The organism is Micromonospora sp. LOL_024, from assembly GCF_048060415.1.
Taxonomy (GTDB): Bacteria; Actinomycetota; Actinomycetes; order Mycobacteriales; family Micromonosporaceae; genus Micromonospora.
The window spans coordinates 140,989-158,193 of record NZ_JBHMIS010000010.1; the positions used below are offsets into that span (position 1 = coordinate 140,989).

Sequence of the window (17,205 nt, forward strand, 5' to 3'; positions counted from 1 at the left end):
ATGGGTATCAATCAACGCCAAAGAGTCGTTATATGCAGTCAATGCGCATTGCGGTCAGATCCCTGTCGCCGACAACCGTGATGTGGGGACAGGCCGAGTTCGGCCTGGGCGTATCGGGCCACCCCCGTCCCCTGCACGCGCGGCCATCCCGCTGGCGCGTGGGCGGTAGGTCGCGCGAGACAGCATGCCCACGCGCAGGCATCCAGAGCGGTTAGCTTGTACGGGCAGACGCGATAGACGGGGCAGCAATGCGTAATCTCCCTCGGCGGGCGACTGATCTCGCACGAATGAAACCGTGCGGGGGTAGGTCTTCCCCAATATTGATGCCGGCGGATCAGAGATCGATCTCGGCGGTGACGAGGTGGTGGTCGGAGGGGAACGGTGGCCCATCGGGGACGTGGACCCGGTAGCTGTTGGCGATGACGTGCGGGCGCATGGCGGCGTTGACCAGCAGGTAGTCGATGACGTCGGGGCCGCCTTCACCGGGTTTGTCGATGACGGTGGGCTGGATGACAAAGTCCGGGTTGTCGAGCCAGCAGAGTTCGGCGATGGCGTGGTAGCCGGCGCCTGTGAGCCGGCGTCCGCTGATCGGGTCCCACCGGCCGATGAGGTGGTCGAGCGCGTCGGTGTCGGCTTCCCAGCGTCCGTCGGGGGTGCCGTCGTCGATCAACTTGCCTTTGTGGGTGCGGATGCGGTGGCTCGCGGCCCTCCAGTCGCGTTGCGGGAACTGCCTGCCGCTTGCGCTGGAGTTGAGGTCGCCACCCCCGATGTATGGGAGCGGGTCGTTGCCGTAGCGGTCGAGCAGTTTCGCCTCTTCCAGGCGGGCGGTGCCGCTGCGGGCGTTGAAGTGGGCGACCCAGGCGCCGAACTCGGTCCCGGTGGCGTTGACGCGGAACCGTCCGACATTGCGTTTGTCGGCGAAGATGTCGGGGTCGTGCGGGTCGTCGCCGGGCCAGAGCTGGTGGGTTACCTGGTCGGCGTCGTAGAAGATGGCGGGCGGGATGGGTCCGTGCTGGCTGGTGCCGAGCAGCCCGATGTAGGGGGCGTTGAGGACTTCGGTGAGGGCTTTCTCGGCCAGGCGTAACCCTTCGTGCTGGTTTCGCCGGTAGTGCTTGGCCTCACAGAACAGGATGATCGCGGGCGGAACATCCAGGACAGCGAATATCTGTTGGAGGGGTTGCAGGTGGAAGCCGCCGCCGTAGTAGCCGCCGGCCTGGTAGTTGATGGTCGCGATCAGCAGATGCGTCATTGGTGGCCCCTTCGGGAGTGGTGGGCGGTGAAGGCTGAGGTCGGGACGAGAGGTGCGCTTTTGTCGGTCTGCTGCGGTTATTTGGCATGCGGGCATCGCGGTGGGAGTGGCGCGTACGGTCGCGGCATGATTGGCACGGAGTGCGGTTGGTGCGGCAGGCGCCGCGTATCCCGGTGTTTGCGTAATGGCGGCTTCGTAAAGCGCGGGTAAGTCACGGATCTACGGGTGTGGTGTCCCGGCTGCGGGGACGGGTGACGCGACGGTGGGTCGGTGCGAGTGACCATGGGAAGCGCATGGCGTCCATGGCGGCGATCCGGTCGGCGGGGACCTTGCCGAGTTTGCGCTGCTTACGGAGGTTGTGGGCGACCGTGCCGAGGTTAATGCCGTCTTCGCGGTGGTTGCGGTGTACTTGCAGGTGTCCTTCGCGACGGTAGAACGCGGTGAAGGCGGCGAGGTGCCGCTGCCAGCGGGCCTCGTAAACCTGCCAGGTGATGCCGAGTTCTTCCAAGGTTCGTAGCTGGTCGGGGGTGGCTTGGCGGCGGCGGTGCCGGCCTCGTTGGGTGTGGATGAAACCGCCGAGGTCGACGTCGCCTTCTTGGTGGTAGCGCGGGACGTTGAGGTGACCCTCCCGTTGCCGGAAGAGCCGGGCGGCGGCGATTCCGTCGTCCCAGCTGATATAGGGGCGTCTGACGATGAGTCCGGTGGCCGTGTGGTCGAGCATGCGGATGGTGATGTGCCGCAGCAGCCGTTCGGTGGGATAGCCGTCAGGTAGCCGTACGAGCACCCGGTCGGGTAGTCGGGGTTCCTGGTCACCGGTGGTGGCGTGGCGGCGACGGGTGTCGAGGTCGATGGCGAAGTCCTCGTCATGGGCGCGCATCGCCCGCAGTACCTGCCAGGCGGTGGCCCATTCGTCGTCGGTGTCGGGCAACTGTTCACGGTCGTCGGGCAGAAGGACGGGAATCAGGATGGTGGCGATGCCGCTGCCGAAGGGATTGCGGCGCAGCGCTCGGCCGACAGTCTGCACCATCTGCACGGTTGATTCCGTCGGTCTGGTGAGCACGACGGCGTCGACGGCGGGCACGTCGACGCCCTCGGTGAGGGCTTTCGCTGAGGAGATGACCGTCCAGCCGTCCTCGGGTGGGTCGGCGAGCCGGTCGAGGTGGATCTGACGTTGGGCCATGCTCTGCCGGCCATCGACGTGGCCGGTGGTGAGGCGACCTTTCGGCTTGTGCTCGGCCGGCAGTAGCGCGGCCGTACGTGGCAGGGTGCGGGCGAACTCCCTGCTGTCGCTGATCCGGCTGGTGAACACCAGTACCCGACGTAGGCCGAACTCGGTGGCGGCGCGCAGCAGCGCCGTCTGCACCACGGCGGTGCGTAGCGGGGCTCCATCCGCGGAGGACACGTCGTCGTCCGTGGCGGCGTTGAGCACTTCCAGCGCTTGGCGGGAGGTAACCCCGATAACCACCACCCGGTAGTCGTCGAGCCAGCCCTCCTCGATTGCGCGGCTGAACGGGTAGCGGTACCACACGGGCCCGAACGCGGCAGGGTCGTCCATGGACAGCACCGCGTCATACGCCTTCGCCTCACCGCGCCCAGCCATCAGGATTCGTGGTGTGGCGGTCATGTTCAGCCGTACCCGGGCCGGCAGGCACGCATCGCTGTGGACCGCCCCAAATGTCTTGTCCCGACGGCCGGCGGTGCGATGCGCTTCGTCGATGATCAGGAAATCGGCAACCATGCCAGTCTCCTTCAGGGCCGCGCCGACTCGGGCGGCGGACAGGGCCGTGACCGCGACCACTCGCATCCGGCCGCAATGAGGGGCTCGCAGCCACGCGACGAGTTCGCCCACCTCTGCGGTAACCGGGCAGCTCAGCTCATCGGTGTAGCCGGCCACCGTTGCGACGGTCTCGTCGCTGCACACCGCCAGCGTGGCCGCGTCGACTGGCCGCCATACCCGCAGGGTCTGCGCGATCAGCGTCAGAGTGGGGCAGACGATCACCACCAGACCACGGGGGGACAGCCGCACCGCGGCGTGCACTGCGATCAACGTCTTCCCGGTCCCACACGCGGCGATCATCTGACCTCGACCGGTGTCAGCGGCGCCGGAGACAATCGCCTCGACCGCCTCCTGCTGATAGTCCCGCAAGGGAGGTAGTCCTGCGGGTGTCACGGAGCCCTGCGCCTCGACGTCCGCTGAGGTAGGGGCCTCTGCGGCAGGCCGGCCTGAGTGGGATGCGGGGCCGAGAGTTCTCACGTGTTCCTCATCGTCTCTTCGTCCGGTCCGGGCCGGCAGTGGCGCCGTTCGCGGTGCGCCGTCGTCAGGCCCGGGAGTTTTGACGGCCGCTGGTCGGGTGGAGGGCAGTGGTAGCGGGTTCGTCGCGCTGGCCGCAGCGACGGCTCATCGGTTGCAGGGTCACGCCGTCGGCCGGGCGCACGATCGCGTGGTGGTCAGCTGTGTAGCCGGTCTGAGCGAGGAGGTGTTCCCCGGTGGGGAGGGTGAGGGTCCAGGACGGTAGGTCGATGAGGTCGAGCCGGCTGCGTAGGTGGTGCATCAGCGTCCGGCCGAGGCCGGTCCGCTGGTGTGGGGGGCGCACGGCAAGGTAGGCGAGGTGGTAGTGAGCCTTGGTCGGCTGGCGGTTGGCGATGATGTCGTCCAGGGCCAGGAAGTTGTCGGCGTGCGGGCCTGCGGCGGTGGCGAGGCGCGTGGTGTAGCTGGCCGGTGGCGGGAGTGGCCGGTATCGGCGGAAGCAGACGGTGGCGGCGGTGAGGTCGCTGGTGACGTGGACGTCGCCGTAGAACATGGCGTGTTCGACCCAGATGGCGGCGACATCGGTCAGGACAGGTCCGCGCTGCTCCTGGTCGGGTACCAACCAGGCGGCGATGGGAGTGGGCTGAAGGGCCTCGGCGATCACCGCGGCGACATGCTCTCTCTCCACCCATCGGGCGGCACGGATTCGATGCGTCACCTCTTGTGCTCTACCTTTCTTGCTGCTTGTCGTCTCACCGGGGATAGGTGGCCGGCGGCAGGGGACGGGGGGCCCGCTGCCGCCGGCCCGGGAGGACCGGCCGCCGCCCTTTCCCCTTGAGGTTCGGCGGCCGGTCGGCTTGTCACCGCAGGTGCGTCGCGGCTGCGGCGGTGGCGGGTGATGGAGGGCTGTCGGTGCTGCTCGTACGGCCGCGATCCAGCAGGAGGGTGTAGGAGAACAGGCCGGGCCGGCGTCCGCCGTCGATCCACTCCTTCGCGGCAAGTAGTTCGCCGGTGGCTGCGTGGATGAGCAGCGTCGAGGTTGATCCGTCGGCGGTGATCTGGAAGGCGAGTCCGGGTCGGCCGGCGAGGTCGGTGGTCGTGCCCTGGTAGGTGATGTGGGGGACCGTCGCCAGGACGCGCAGGGTCGTCGCCCGCTGCTGCGGGTCGAGGTGATGGCTAGTGGCGACTGCGACGACGCCGCCGGCCAGGAGCCTCGGGTAGGCGGGCTCGTCGATCAGCTTGGGCGGCGCCAGCAGTGTGGCTAGCTCGCCCGAGTCGGCCGGGATTCCCCCAGGGAGGTAGGGGTGCAGCTGACCGGCCCGGTACTGGAGCGATTGCTGCGGGGCTCGGCGGAGATCGTGACGTTCCTCGGAGGTGGGCTGGTGGTTCACGCCCCGCAGGTTCGGTGCCCGGCGGATAGCCTCTCGGCCGGACCCGTCCGCCTCATGTCGCCAGCGTCGAACGTCGCTGCGGACGATTGTGTTGCTCGCTCGTGCCCACGTCTGGAGGTGCAGGTAGGTGTAGGGCAGCCCGGCGGTGGTGTCGGCGGGTGTCCCGGTGACGGTGCTGGCGAGCAGGTCCAAGCGCTGCTGGGCGGTGAGCCCGGCGGCGGTGGCGGCCGGCTGCTGTGCCGCCGGCCGGGTGGTGTCCGGTCCTGAGGGTGCAGTGCCGTCGGTTTGGCATGCGGTGAGCAGGACGAGGATGCCGCCGAGTAGCGCGGTGAGCAGGCGGCGGGCCGTGAGGGTCAGGTAAGTCATGGTTGTCGTGCCTTCAGGTGCGCTGATGGGCGTGGATGACCCGGGATTCGTAGGAGCCCACCAGCACGGCGGGGTCGGTCATGAGGTGGGCGAATCGGTCCGCGTCCGCATCCGTGATGTCCAGGCTGGGACGCAGGTGGGTGACGATGTCGGCCAGCAGCCGACAGCCGGGGCGACCGCCGGTCCAGGTCTCGGTACCGAGGTGGATGCAGTGCTCCGCCAGGCCGTGGCTTATCAGCTGGGTTTCGGGGGCGGCGGTCCAGGTCGCGCCGTGCGGGCCGGTGAGGGCGTGGTGGACCTGCTGCATGACGGTGTGGATCAGAGTGCCGGCCTCGTCGGGGGCCCGGAGAATGCGGGGTGGGGTGGGTGTGATGTCGGCGAGGACGAGCCAGCCGCCCGGGCGTAGGCGGACGATCATCTGCTCGATGACGTCTGCCGGGTCGCGCAGGATGCCGTGGGGCCAGCGGGCGACGATGTGGTCGTACCTGTCGGCCTGGCCGGGCAGGAGGTCCCGGTTCGGGTCACGCCGCTGGACATCGACGACGGCGGTGCCGGTGAGACGGCTGATGTCGGCGTCGACGGCGGTGACGGACCCGTAACGGCCGACGAGTTCGGCGAGGCGGGCGGTGATCTCGCCGGCACCGGCGCCGATCTCCAGCACCCGCTGGTTGGTTCTGATGTCGAGTCGGCCAAGGACCGTGCGGATGCTCGGGTTGAGCAGTTGTTGTGTCGGGCTGGAATGGGCCGGCAGCATGGCTGTCATAGCGTTCCTCCGGTGGTTGGTGATGCCGGCGGCATCGGGTGCTGGGGTGGCGGTTGCGGGGCTGCGGCTTGTCGCTTCAGCGCGGCGGTGGTGGTGATGGTCTTCCCGGTCATGGCTGGTAGGCGGCGGTGGCGGCGGGAAGCGTGCGGGTGCCAGCGCAGCTCGACAGTGTGTGGTGTGTGGACGAGGACTTGGTCGACCATGCGCAGCAGGTGCTGACGCAGGTCCGCCCGAGTCGACTGGTGCCACCGGCTGTAGGTGATGAGGGGCCGCTCGACGGCGGTGCGGCGGTCCTGCGCTGCGGCGTGTCCCACGACAAGGGCCTCCAGATGCCCGGCGTCGTGGAGGGTGAAGCAGAAGCAGGCGTAGAAGCGTCGGCGTGCGCAGGTGTAGGGCTGGAGAGTCTGCCAGCAGGTGGTGCAGCGGGCCAGGTCGGTGAGCAGCCACAGGCTGGTGTCGTCGTCGGTCACGGCGTCACCGGCCGGATGGTGGTGGGTGGGGTGGTTGGCGACGGTGTCCGGGTCAGCGTCGCCAACCACCCGCCGCCACCCGCAGCGGGGTGTGCGGTGCGGGTGACGGTGTCCACCGGGCGCGGCCGGGCCGTCGCGCCGGATGGACGGTGGCGAGGCACGGGGGTGACCTCGCCGGGTCGGTGATGATCGCGGGTCGCAGTCATGACGGTGTCGGTGTGGTGGTCGGGACGGTGAGCAGGTCGTGCAGATCGGTGGGGTACTCGCGCATGTCGGATGTAGTGACGTGGCGGATGATGCGGGCCCGGTCCAGGACGGCGATGTCGTGCGCGACCTGGCAGGCCAGGGCGAGGTTCTGCTCGGCGAGCAGGATCGCGGTGCCGGCGGCGGCGAGGCCGGTGATGATCGCTGCGAGCTGCCCGACAACGGCGGGGGCAAGTCCTTCGGATGGCTCATCGAGCAGGAGCACATGCGGGGCGGCGATCAACGCGCGGGCTAGGGCGAGCATCTGCTGCTCACCGCCGGAGAGCTGGTGGGGTCGGTGATGGCGCCGCTCGGCCAGGGCCGGGAACAGGTCGAGCGCCTGGCGGGCGTCGACGGTCCTGGATCGGGTGGGGTGCGGTCGAGGCAGGGCGAGGTGTTCGTCGACGGTGAGTCCAGCGAACAAGCGACGGCCTTGGGGGACCATGCCGAGGCCGGCGCGGACGCGACGGCGGGTGTCGCACCGCGTCAGGGCCTGCCCGTGCAGGACGATTTCGGTACCGGGTCCGGCGAGGTGTAGGCCGGCGATGGTGTTGATCAAAGTGGTTTTGCCGGCGCCGTTGCGGCCGACGACCGCGGTCACCCGGCCGGCCCGCACGTCGAGGGTGATGTCGGTGAGTACCGGCGCCCCGGTGTAGCCGGCGCTCAGGTTGCGCACGCGCAGGACTGGTGTCCCGGCCACGGCGGCCGTGGTGGTCGGGCTGTTGGGTGCGGGGCTGGCGGGGGCATCGGTGCCGAGGTAGACGCGCCGCACGTCGGGGTGTTCGCGGATTGCTGCGGGGGTGCCGGTAGTGATGTGCTGGCCGTGGTGCAGAACGGTGACGGTGTCGGCGACCGCGGCGACGAAGTCGAGGTTGTGGTCGACCAGCAGCACGCTGATGTCGGCCGGCAGCGCGCGGATCAGGTCGGTGAGGCGGGTGATCTCGTCGGCGGCGAGGCCGGCGGAGGGCTCGTCGAGCAGGAGCAGCCGGGGCTGGGCGGCGAGCGCGACGGCGATCTCCAGGCGACGTTGGTCGCCGTAGGCGAGCTGGCCGGCGGTCCGTTCGGCGTGCTCGGTGAGTCCGACTTGGGCCAGCGCGGTGTGGGCGGCGGCCACGGCACGCGACTGGGGCCGCAGGGCGGTGAGGCGTTGTCCGGGGGCGGCGAGTAGCACGTTCTGCACGGCGGTGAGCGGGCGGGCCAGCGCCGGGTGTTGCCAGGTGCGGGCGATTCCCGCGCGAGCCCGGCGGTGGGCTGGCCAGCGGCCGATGTCGTGTCCGGCGTAGTGGATGCGGCCGGAGGTGGGGCGCAGGGTGCCGGCGATGAGGTGCAGCAGCGTGGACTTGCCGGCGCCGTTGGGGCCGATGATCGCATGCCGGGTACCGGGGTGTAGGTCGAGGCTGACCTCGTCGACGGCCTGGCGGGCACCATAGGTGCGGGTGACAGCCTCCAGCCGCAGCAGCGGGGCGCTCATGTCCGCCTCCCGGGGACCTGGATGGTGAGGCCGGCCAGGCGGTGCCGGGGCAGGTAGGCCAGCAGCAGGAAGGCCAGTCCGAGCAGCGTGGGTCCGTGACCGCCGAGCAGGCCGCCGACCCAGTCCCGGGCCACGACCAGGAGGATGGCTCCGGCGCAGGCACCGCTCATGCTGCCCGAGCCGATGAGCGCGGCGGCCAGGGCGAGGGCGGAGACGCCCATCGCCGCGTCGGCGGGCGATACGTACCGGGTGACCGCGATGGCCAGTGCTCCGGCCGCTCCGGCGATCCCCCCGGCGATCGTGTACGCGGCGAGCAGCAGCCGACCGGTGTGCTGCCCGGCCGCCTGCACCCGAGGTTCATAGGCGGCTATGCCGCGTAACAGCACGGCGACGCGGGTCCGGACGACAACGGCGACGGCCGCGCCGATGAGCAGGGTGCAGGCCAGCACGTACAGGTACACCCAGCCGGGCCGCACCATCGCCGGTAGGCCGGGTAGCGCCACGACGGGCGGAGCGTGGACGCCTTCGCTGCCGCCCGGTGCCCACTGGTTGGCGGCGACGTGGATAAGCTCGCCCAGGCCGAAGGTGACCATGAGGAAGGTGGTGCCCCGGGCGCGCACCGCCAGCAGGCCGGTGACCGCAGCGGCGAGCGCCCCGGCGGCGGCAGCCGCGAGCAGCTGGATCGGGCCGAGGCTGGTCAGCGTGGCGATGCTCGCAGCGGTGTACGCGCCGACGACCAGGTAGGCGGCCTGTCCCAGCGGCGCGAGCCCGGCCCACCCGGCCAGGAGTTGGGCGCTCATTGCGAGGACGGCCATGACCAGGGCGGTGGCGGCGAGGGAAACCAGGTAGGCGTTGACCAGCCACGGCAACGCGACGGCCACGGCCAGAGCACCGGCCCCCGCTGCGGGCAACATCCACGCCGACCTGGACCCGCAGCGGCGGGTCGGCGTGTGTGCGACGGTCGCGTCGGGCCTTGGGGTGAGGGCGGTGGTCATGCGGGTCGTCCCGGCAGTGCGGTGCGCTGGCGGATAGTGAGCGCGGCGAGCATGGCGGCGGCGAGCAGGAACGCGGCGGCGCCGGGGGCGAGGGCGACGCCGAGGGTGAGGGTCTGCCCGACGCCGAGTGCGGCGAGCAGGGCGCCGCGGATGCTGCCGAGGCCGCCGACGACGCAGACGATCAGCGAGTACACCAGTATCGTGGTGTCGACCCCCGGCGATGGGCCGATGACCGGGGCCCCAAGCACTCCGGCGGTCACGGCGAGGACTGCCCCACCGACCACCACGCCGGCCCGGACGATGCCGGTGCGCAGGCCGGTGGCGGCGGCCATGCCCGGATCGGCGACCACCGCGCGCACGACCGCCCCGGTACGGGAGCGCTCGACGAACCAGAACAGCCCCAGCACGAGCAGCACGCCGACGGCGATGAACCCCAGCCGGTAGACCGGGTACTGGTAGTCGCCCAGGCTGACCGACCCGGCCACGGCCTGGGGTGGGTCGACCGAGCGCGGCTCGGCGCCGAACACGGTGCTGAACTGGTCGGCGGCGATGTAGGCGATGCCGAGGGTGGCCAGCACCTGATCCAGCGGCCGATCGGCGAGAGGGCGCACGGCGGCGGCAAGCCCGGCACCCCCGAGACCGCCCACCGCCACGGCGGCGGCCAGGGCGAGGGCGAGGCCGGTCCACCCGCCGTCGGCGAGGTGCCAGGCGAGGTAGGCGCCGGCGAGGTAGAGGGTGCCGTGGGCCATGGAGAACACCCCGGCCACGCCGACGATCAACGTCAGCCCGGCGGCGATGACGAACAGCAGCAGCCCGTACGCGACGCCATCTAACGCGGTGATCGTGTAGGGGTTGACGAACCCGCCCACGGCACTCCTCCCTTCCTCGCTGTGGGTCTGCCCGGTCAGGCCGTGGTGGGGCGGCGTCCGGTGGTGGTGTGCATCAGGTAGCCCGACAGGATCAGCTCCGGGTCCATCAGCACCTGCCGCAGTTCGGTCAGGTCCTCGCGGGTCATCCCGGCGTCGAGCAGCTGCGCCTCGCGCTGGATGGAGTTGGAGCGGTGCAGCAGGCAGATGCCGGTGCCACCGCGCCAGGACCGGGACTCGATGCGGCTGCTGACGTCGACCAGGCCGGCGCGCAGCATCGCCTCCGGTGCCCGCTTGGCCCACCCCATGTCCGCCCCCCGCGACTCGCCGAAGGCCAGCAGGGCGTCCTGGAAGCGTTCGATCAACTGGGTGGCGTGAGGACTGGGGCTGCGGCGGATCATGTCCCGCCAGGTGCAGTCCCAGTCCGCCACCACCAGCACCCCACCCGGCGCCAACGCCTGCACCAGCTCGGCGAGGACCTGTTCGCGTTCGGGCAGGTGCATCAGGACCAGCCGGGCCACGATGACCTGCTGCGACCCCTCCAGCTCCATGCGCCGGACATCACCGGCCCGGACGGTGACGGAGGGGCCGGCGGTGATGTGGCGGGGGTCGAGGTCCACGGCGGTGACGCGCCCGTCCGGGGCGACCTGATCGGCCAGCCAGGCGGTCAAGGTGCCCGCCCCGGCGCCGACGTCGGTGACCCTGCACCCCGGTCCCAGACCAATCTCCCGCAAGGTCTGTCGGGTGCCCGGATCGAGGATCTCACCCAGGTGGCGAAGCTGGTGCGCGGCCTCGTCGGTGGCGTTGTCGAACATGTACCCGGCGGTCTGCCCGCCAGCGGTGGTCGTGCTCATCGCAGGTGCCTCTCTGTTGGTCAGGAGCCGAGGGTGGTCAGGGTCTGCACGGTGCGGTTGACCCACACCTGCCCGTCCTGGGCGACCTCGCGCAGGTAGTACGCCTGCACCGGGGTGTGGTTCTTGGGTCCGAACTGCCAGCTCCCGCGTGGCGAGTCGATGGCTCCGACCCGCGACAGCGCCGCCGTCAGCGACCGCGAGGTCAGGTCACCGCCCGACCCGCCCGTGTCGGTGGTCGGTGCGGCCGGGCTGGCCGTCGTGGAGCTGCTGGGTTCCGGCGACCCGGTGGTGGCTGGTGTGGTCGCCGGGGTTTGGGGGTGGGCGAGCGCTTCGGCGATGGCTTTGTCCAGCACGAGCGCCGCGTCCCACGCGCAGACGTGGTAGAGGTTCGGCAGCTTGCCGTCGTTGGCCGAGGTGTAGCGGCGCACGAAGTCCCGGTTGGCCGCGTTGTCCAGGGTGGTGGAGTAGTTCAGGGCGGTGTAGATGCCCTTGGCTTGTTCCCCGAGCGCCGTCAACGCCGGTCCCTCCGTCAGGAAACCCGAGGCGTACAGCGGCGTGGTGATGCCGTACTGCCGGTACTGCTTGACGAACTCGACCGCGCTGGTGCCGGCGTAGAAGGTGTAGACCGCCGCCGCACCAGAATCCTTGATCTTGGTCAGGTACGGGGAGAACTCGGTGGTCGGGGTCGGCGCCCACGGCGTCCACGTCGGCTCCCCGCCAGGGTTTGCCAGCTTCCCGCCGGCCTTGCGGAACGCGTCGACGAACCCGTTGATCTGGTCGTGGCCGCCGATGTAGTCCGGGCCGATCACCCACACCCCGCCGTCGCCCACCTTCTCGCGCAGGTAGCCGGCGATCGACGCGCCGGTCTCCTGGCTCAACCACGACGTCGACCACAGGTAGGTCGGATCCTCGACGGTAGAGGGGCGACCGCCGATACCGATCAGCGGCACCTGCGCTTCGTTCAACAGCGGGTACAGGGTCTGCACCGTGTCCGCGGTCGCCCCACCGACCAGGGCGAGGACCTTGTCTTGCTCGATCAGCTTGCGGGCCGCCGCGAGCGCGGTGGCCTTGCCATCGCCCTCGTCAGCCTCGATCACCCGCACAGGCCGGCCGCCCAGCCGCCCGCCGAGCTTGTCCAGGGCCAGGCGCCACCCGGCAGCCTGGTCGTCGCCGATCGCCTTGTAGGGGCCGGACTTCGGCACGATCAACCCGATACGGATCTCCTCGCCGCCGCTGTCCGACCCGCCGAGGCTGGACCCGGAGCATCCGGAAACAGCGAGAAGCAGGGCGGCGACGGCGGTGGCGATCGCCAGTCGCCATCGAGACCGGCCGGTGGTCTGGTGAGGGGTCACAGGAGTCCTTTCGTCGATGGGTTCACTTCGGGGGTGCGCCGGAGCTGGCCGGCATGTTCGGGGGCGATGAGGTGGCTCCTCGCGCTCACAGGTGATACCGGCGGCATCACCTGTGGATGGCGGCCGGAGTGCTCAGTGGTGATGAGGTGGTCCAGGACGGCCAGGACGGAGGCGGGCTCGGTGGCGTCGCAGGTCAAGACCGGCACGTGCGACGCGACCCGCAGGGCCTCACGGATCTCATGCCGATTGCGCGCACCGCCGAGCGGCCGGTTGATCGCGACCAGGTACGGCAGCCCGCGGGCGTCGAGCCAGTCCAGCGCCGGATACGAGGCGGGCAACCGGGTGGTGTCGACCAACACCACGGCGCCGAAGGCACCAGCACTGAGTTGGTCCCACATCCACCACCAGCGCCGCTGATCGGGGGTGGTGCGCAGCGCGATGGTGGCACCGCCCGGCAGCGTGGCGTAGCCGATCTCCCACACGCTGCCCGGCCGCCCCGCCAGCACCACGTGGCCTCGGCTGGCGGCCCGCAGAAAGCAGGTCTTGCCCACTCCCGGGCCGCCGGTCACCAGGACCCTGAGCACCGAGGCCCGGCCGTCGGTCGCGCCGGTGTCCCTGTTCACGCTCGTCACCGCCCGCACACAGGTCAGCCGGCTGTGCGCGGTCCCGGCTTGACCTGCTCACCGATCCGCGCCGCGAGCGCCGCCAGTTCGTAGGCAACCTGGGACGGGTCACATTCGGTGCGGGCTAGGGCCGCCAGGGAGGTTCCGTCGGGCACCTGCTGTACCACGAGGATGCCGTCGTTCATCATCAGCATCTGGAACTGCACGCCGCCGGTCTCCAGCAGATCGGTGGCGCCGCGGGCCAGACTGACCAGACCGGACACGATCGCGGCGAGCTGGTCACCGCGGTCCTCGTCTAGACCGGCGGTGCTGGCCAGCAGCAGCCCGTCACCGGACACCGCGACGACGTGCGCCACGGCCGGAATGTGCCGTGCCAAGCCATTCAGCACGGCCGAGAGCTGGGGATTGCGGGGTGTGGCAGTGGTGACGCTCATCAGCGTTCTCCTGTCGAGAGGGGAGGGGTGACAGACGCGGCCCGCAGACCGCGCAAGGTTCCGTGGACCTGGGCCCGGATCGCCGCAGCGTCAATCGGCGCGGCCGGCTCGGGGCCGGGGCGCTGCGTCGGCAGCCCACCCGGCACCACGTGCGCCTGCGGGCGGCGCCGTGGCAGACCGGACGCGGTACGCCCGTCAGTGGCCGGTTCAGCGGTGGACGCCGCGGCCTGCCAGCCCGCGTCGGCCGCCGTTCGGAACCCGCGATGGTGGTCGTCGTTCTGCGGCCACAGCCACGGCGACCGGGCCGCCATCTCTCGGAACACCGGCGTGTCCGCCGGCCGGGCGCTGCCCGCCGGCAACGGCAGCGGCCGTCGCTCGCGGCGCACAAGCGGCAGCTCCATCGTCGCGTCCGCCGCCGCCGCCGTCACGGCAGGGGACGGATGGGCCGGTCCGGGCGTCGGCGCAGGGGCCGGCCGGACCTGTCGCTGGACCTGGCTGGGCACGACGACCTCGCGTACGTGCACCCGGGTCACGTACTCGGCCGGCACGGTCACCTCGGCCGTGATACCGGTCGGCCGGGTCTGGTTCAGGCGCACCCGCACCCCGAACTCGGCAGCGAGGCGGGAGATCACAACCAGGCCCATCTGGTCGGTGACCGCGACGTCCACCTCCGGACTCCCCAGCAGGGCGTTGGCGCGTTCTAACTGCTCGGGGGCCAACCCGAGGCCCGAGTCGACGATGAGGATCTGCACGTCGCGCCCGGCCCACACCGCAAACACCCGAACCTGGTCGGCGGAGAACCGGGTCGCGTTGTCCAGCAGCTCCGCCAGGATCGACTTGACCGCGTCAACGGCGCGAGCGTCGACCTCGACCTCGACCAACCGCTCTACACTGATCCGGGCGAAGCCCTCGGTCTCCGACAACGCCGCATTGACGAGGTCGCCGAGCTCCACCGGCTGCCGCTGCGATTGGCCCGGGCCGCCACCAGCGACGATCAGCAGGTTCGCACCGTAGCGGCGCAGCCGAGTCGCCTGCTGATCAGCGGCGAACACCCTGGCCAGCCGGTCCGGGTCCTCCTCGTCGCGTTCGAGCGTGTCGATACTGCCCAGCAGCTGCTCCGTCAGCGCCTGCACCCGCCGCCCGATCGACGTGATCATCGCGCTCACCAAGGCCCGGCCTCGCGCCTGATCCACCGTCGCGTCCACCGCAGAGCGCAGCACCAGGTTGAAGGCCATACCGACCCGGCCCACCTCATCCCGGCCGACCACCGGCACCGCCACCCCGCCAGCACCCTCGGCCAACCGCTGCGCCTCCGCAGGGTCCGAGGTCGCCCGCAGCCGTCCCACCAAGCCCGGCAGCTCGACATCCGCGACCCGCCGCGCACCCTGCTCCAACATCGACAGCTGGCCGACCAACGACCGCGCCACCCGCAACGCGGTCAGCACGGCGACGGCGAGCATCACCGTCAGCACACTGGCCTGCACCACCGCTGCGCGAACCTGCTCCATCCACAGGTCCTCGGCGGCAGCCCCAATGTCGCCGTTCACGGCCGCCTGCACCTGGGCCAGCAGGTCAGCCCGGGTGGTCATCACCCGGCTCCACTGCTCAGCACCGCCCGGCAGCCGTACTGGCTCGTACACGCCGGTGCCTGAAACCGCCCCGTCCAACCGCACGGCGGCCAGCACGTCAGGGCCGGTCAACGTCCGACCCAACATCGCCTGCCACGACGGCCGAGCTAGAGCGCCGAACTCGCGCAACGCCTCGTCCTGCGCAGAGCGCGCGGCCACAATCTCGGCTTGCAGCGCCGGAGTCAACCGCCGCGCCGCCACCGCCTGTAACACCGCCACCTGCTGCTGACCCACCGACTCCCGAGCACGCGACAACGCCGCGGACGCCCGCATCTCATCGGCGAGCTGAGGGGTAACCCCGCTCTGCGCCACTGCGGGCAGCAGATCGTCAAGATCAGCGATCACCCCTCGGTAACCGAAGGCCACCGCCGACAGCGACACTGGACCGTCACCACGCACCCGCTGCCGTTGCGCTCCCAACTCCGCCAAACCGGCGTCCACCCTGGTTAGCACCACCCGCACGGACTCCGGGGGCTCTTCGAGCCGGTCACGCCGCTCGTGGAACTGCGATGCTGCTCGATCCGTGTCCTGGACCGCGCGCTCGAAATCCGCAGGAGTGACCGTCGAGCCAGGCAGCAGCAGACCCACCGCAGCGTTCCGCTCGACCTGGAGCCGCTGCGTCACCTCCGCAGCGGTCCCACCCGCGATGAACATGTCGCCGGCTCGCTGGGCTGCTGCAGCCTCTCTAGCTGAGGCGAAGAGACCGAATCCTGTCGAGAGCACCGCAGCCAGCACGGTCGGCACTACGATCAGTGCCGCCTTGATCCGGACGGGAAGGTCCGCCAACGGACGTACCTTCGCGGCGATGCCTCGTCTCGCAGCGCTTTTCAACCCGTCACCTTTGCTCTGGTTCTGCTGGTGGTCAAAGTTGCTGCTGAACCTCATGAATCAGCTGATCGTCGCCAAAGTCGGTTCGCAGGCAGCGCAGCGAAGAGAGCCACCGCACCGGCCACACCACCTTCGGGACGACCGGTAGGTGATCATTCCGGCCAACCAGCCGATAGCCAGACTGGCCAGAACTGCAATCGTTAGTAGCAACACTGCGGCACCGCCTGTCTGAGTGACCGTCAATTCCTATCGGATCGAGCGCTCAAGCTGAGCTATTAGTCATTTACGGAGATCATGCCGACCGGGAGTTCCGCTGGGAATACCGACCTTCGGTCCGACCTCGCGCACCGACTTGCGGTCCGACCAGCATTTGGCCTGGGAAAACGAGTGGCGGACCGGCGGGCGTATCGGAGTCACCCAACCGATTGGGGGTTTACAGTGACATCACCCGGCCGGCTGTACCGTCGACCGGGCTTGCGTGGTCCGTGGAGGCTGCCGGTGAATCGTCCTAGTCCGTACGTCCGCCGACGATGGCTCGGACGCGAAATCCGTCGCCTGCGGGAGGAGCATGGTGTGACGGGAGAGTCCATTGCCCGTGCGTTGCAATTTCCGCGACAGCAAGTAAGCGCATTGGAGAACGGACATCTCGGCCCTGATATCGATCTCGTCAGTGGGATCTGCGACTACCTTGCGGTGGGTGTGAATCGACGGACCGCGATCATGGATGCGGCGGCTGACGGTTGGGCGCGTGGATGGTGGGTCGCCGAGGCCGAACGGATGGGCGTCCGACAGGCCATCTACGCTGACCTCGAAAGCGGCACCAAGACCATCGCCGAGTACGCCATTTCCCTGATCCCCGGCCTACTTCAGACGCCAGCGTTCGCCGATGCCCGGCTGCGCAGCGAACCCGCCCGTCACGGTGACAGATTCGATCCTGCCTCCGCAGTCACCGCCCGCGCTCGCCGCCAGAGCCTGGTGCTCGCCGCTGGCGGGCCGCGGTACGAGGCCGTCATCGACGAGATCGCGATCCGACGTTGCGCCGCCGACCCGGTCGTCGTCGCCGAGCAGCTTCGGCACGTCGTCGATGTGTGCGCGCACCATCCATCCGTGACCGTCCAGGTGCTGCCGGTCGACGCGTCGATCAGGGGTCACAGCGCTCCCCGGTCCGCGTACTCGATCTACCGTTATCGCGACCCGCAGAACTCACAGGCCGTCGCGGTCGACACCCTCACCCACGACGTGATCCACACCGATCCAGACGAGCTGGGTCCCTATTTGAGCCTGCACAGCCGGCTCAAGGCCGCCGTGCTCTCACCCGAATCGAGTATCCGTCTCCTCCGCGCCGCGGCGGAGCGTCTGGCACCCACTGACGTGATCTCAACAAGAATCCGGTAGGTATCGGTATTCGTAATGGGTGAGATGGA

15 protein-coding genes are annotated in these 17,205 nt (G+C 70.0%); 1 reads left to right on the top strand and 14 read right to left on the bottom strand.

Translation table 11 applies throughout. From position 1 onward, the window contains the following. Positions 1-334: 334 nt before the first annotated feature. The 14 genes from ACFHWY_RS14015 to ACFHWY_RS14080 form a co-directional block, all read right to left on the bottom strand. Positions 335-1,249, bottom strand: a complete 915-nt coding sequence (locus tag ACFHWY_RS14015) for a hypothetical protein (protein ID WP_416580616.1) — start codon at positions 1,247-1,249, stop codon at positions 335-337. 211 nt (positions 1,250-1,460) lie between these two features. Next, positions 1,461-3,395 (bottom strand): Helicase associated domain protein, encoded by a 1,935-nt coding sequence (locus ACFHWY_RS14020; RefSeq protein ID WP_416580617.1) that lies wholly within the window; start codon positions 3,393-3,395, stop codon positions 1,461-1,463. Positions 3,396-3,567: 172 nt separating this feature from the next. Beyond that, a complete protein-coding gene (locus tag ACFHWY_RS14025) occupies positions 3,568-4,215 on the bottom strand; it encodes a GNAT family N-acetyltransferase (protein WP_416580618.1) in 648 nt (215 codons plus the stop codon). Positions 4,216-4,357: 142 nt separating this feature from the next. Beyond that, positions 4,358-5,254, bottom strand: a complete 897-nt coding sequence (locus ACFHWY_RS14030; RefSeq protein ID WP_416580619.1) for a hypothetical protein — start codon at positions 5,252-5,254, stop codon at positions 4,358-4,360. Between the two features lie 13 nt (positions 5,255-5,267). After that, positions 5,268-6,017 carry a class I SAM-dependent methyltransferase gene (locus tag ACFHWY_RS14035; protein WP_416580620.1) on the bottom strand — a complete coding sequence of 250 codons (750 nt, stop codon included), beginning with the start codon at positions 6,015-6,017 and terminating at the stop codon, positions 5,268-5,270. Continuing rightward, entirely contained in the window at positions 6,014-6,556 is a 543-nt protein-coding gene (locus ACFHWY_RS14040) for a hypothetical protein (protein WP_416580621.1), read from the bottom strand. Before ACFHWY_RS14040 ends, ACFHWY_RS14035 begins: the two co-directional genes overlap by 4 nt. Positions 6,557-6,689: 133 nt before the next feature. After that, entirely contained in the window at positions 6,690-8,201 is a 1,512-nt protein-coding gene (locus ACFHWY_RS14045; protein ID WP_416580622.1) for an ATP-binding cassette domain-containing protein, read from the bottom strand. Beyond that, positions 8,198-9,115, bottom strand: coding sequence for an ABC transporter permease subunit (locus tag ACFHWY_RS14050; protein ID WP_416580623.1), 918 nt, complete (start codon positions 9,113-9,115; stop codon positions 8,198-8,200). The genes ACFHWY_RS14045 and ACFHWY_RS14050 overlap by 4 nt, the downstream gene beginning before the upstream one ends. Positions 9,116-9,192: 77 nt before the next feature. After that, positions 9,193-10,065, bottom strand: a complete 873-nt coding sequence (locus ACFHWY_RS14055) for a branched-chain amino acid ABC transporter permease (protein ID WP_416580624.1) — start codon at positions 10,063-10,065, stop codon at positions 9,193-9,195. Positions 10,066-10,100: 35 nt separating this feature from the next. After that, positions 10,101-10,916 carry a class I SAM-dependent methyltransferase gene (locus ACFHWY_RS14060; protein WP_416580625.1) on the bottom strand — a complete coding sequence of 272 codons (816 nt, stop codon included), beginning with the start codon at positions 10,914-10,916 and terminating at the stop codon, positions 10,101-10,103. Positions 10,917-10,936: 20 nt separating this feature from the next. After that, complete coding sequence (locus tag ACFHWY_RS14065; protein ID WP_416580626.1) at positions 10,937-12,268, bottom strand: ABC transporter substrate-binding protein; 1,332 nt, start codon at positions 12,266-12,268, stop codon at positions 10,937-10,939. Then, on the bottom strand, positions 12,265-12,891 hold the full coding sequence (locus ACFHWY_RS14070) for a hypothetical protein (RefSeq protein WP_416580627.1): 627 nt from the start codon (positions 12,889-12,891) through the stop codon (positions 12,265-12,267). The genes ACFHWY_RS14065 and ACFHWY_RS14070 overlap by 4 nt, the downstream gene beginning before the upstream one ends. A gap of 23 nt (positions 12,892-12,914) precedes the next feature. Next, on the bottom strand, positions 12,915-13,325 hold the full coding sequence (locus ACFHWY_RS14075; protein WP_416580628.1) for a roadblock/LC7 domain-containing protein: 411 nt from the start codon (positions 13,323-13,325) through the stop codon (positions 12,915-12,917). Continuing rightward, positions 13,325-15,838 carry a nitrate- and nitrite sensing domain-containing protein gene (locus ACFHWY_RS14080; protein ID WP_416580629.1) on the bottom strand — a complete coding sequence of 838 codons (2,514 nt, stop codon included), beginning with the start codon at positions 15,836-15,838 and terminating at the stop codon, positions 13,325-13,327. Before ACFHWY_RS14080 ends, ACFHWY_RS14075 begins: the two co-directional genes overlap by 1 nt. A 441-nt stretch (positions 15,839-16,279) precedes the next feature. On the opposite strand from ACFHWY_RS14080, the gene ACFHWY_RS14085 reads away from it, so the two are divergent. Then, on the top strand, positions 16,280-17,176 hold the full coding sequence (locus ACFHWY_RS14085) for a helix-turn-helix domain-containing protein (protein ID WP_416580635.1): 897 nt from the start codon (positions 16,280-16,282) through the stop codon (positions 17,174-17,176). Positions 17,177-17,205 lie beyond the last annotated feature (29 nt).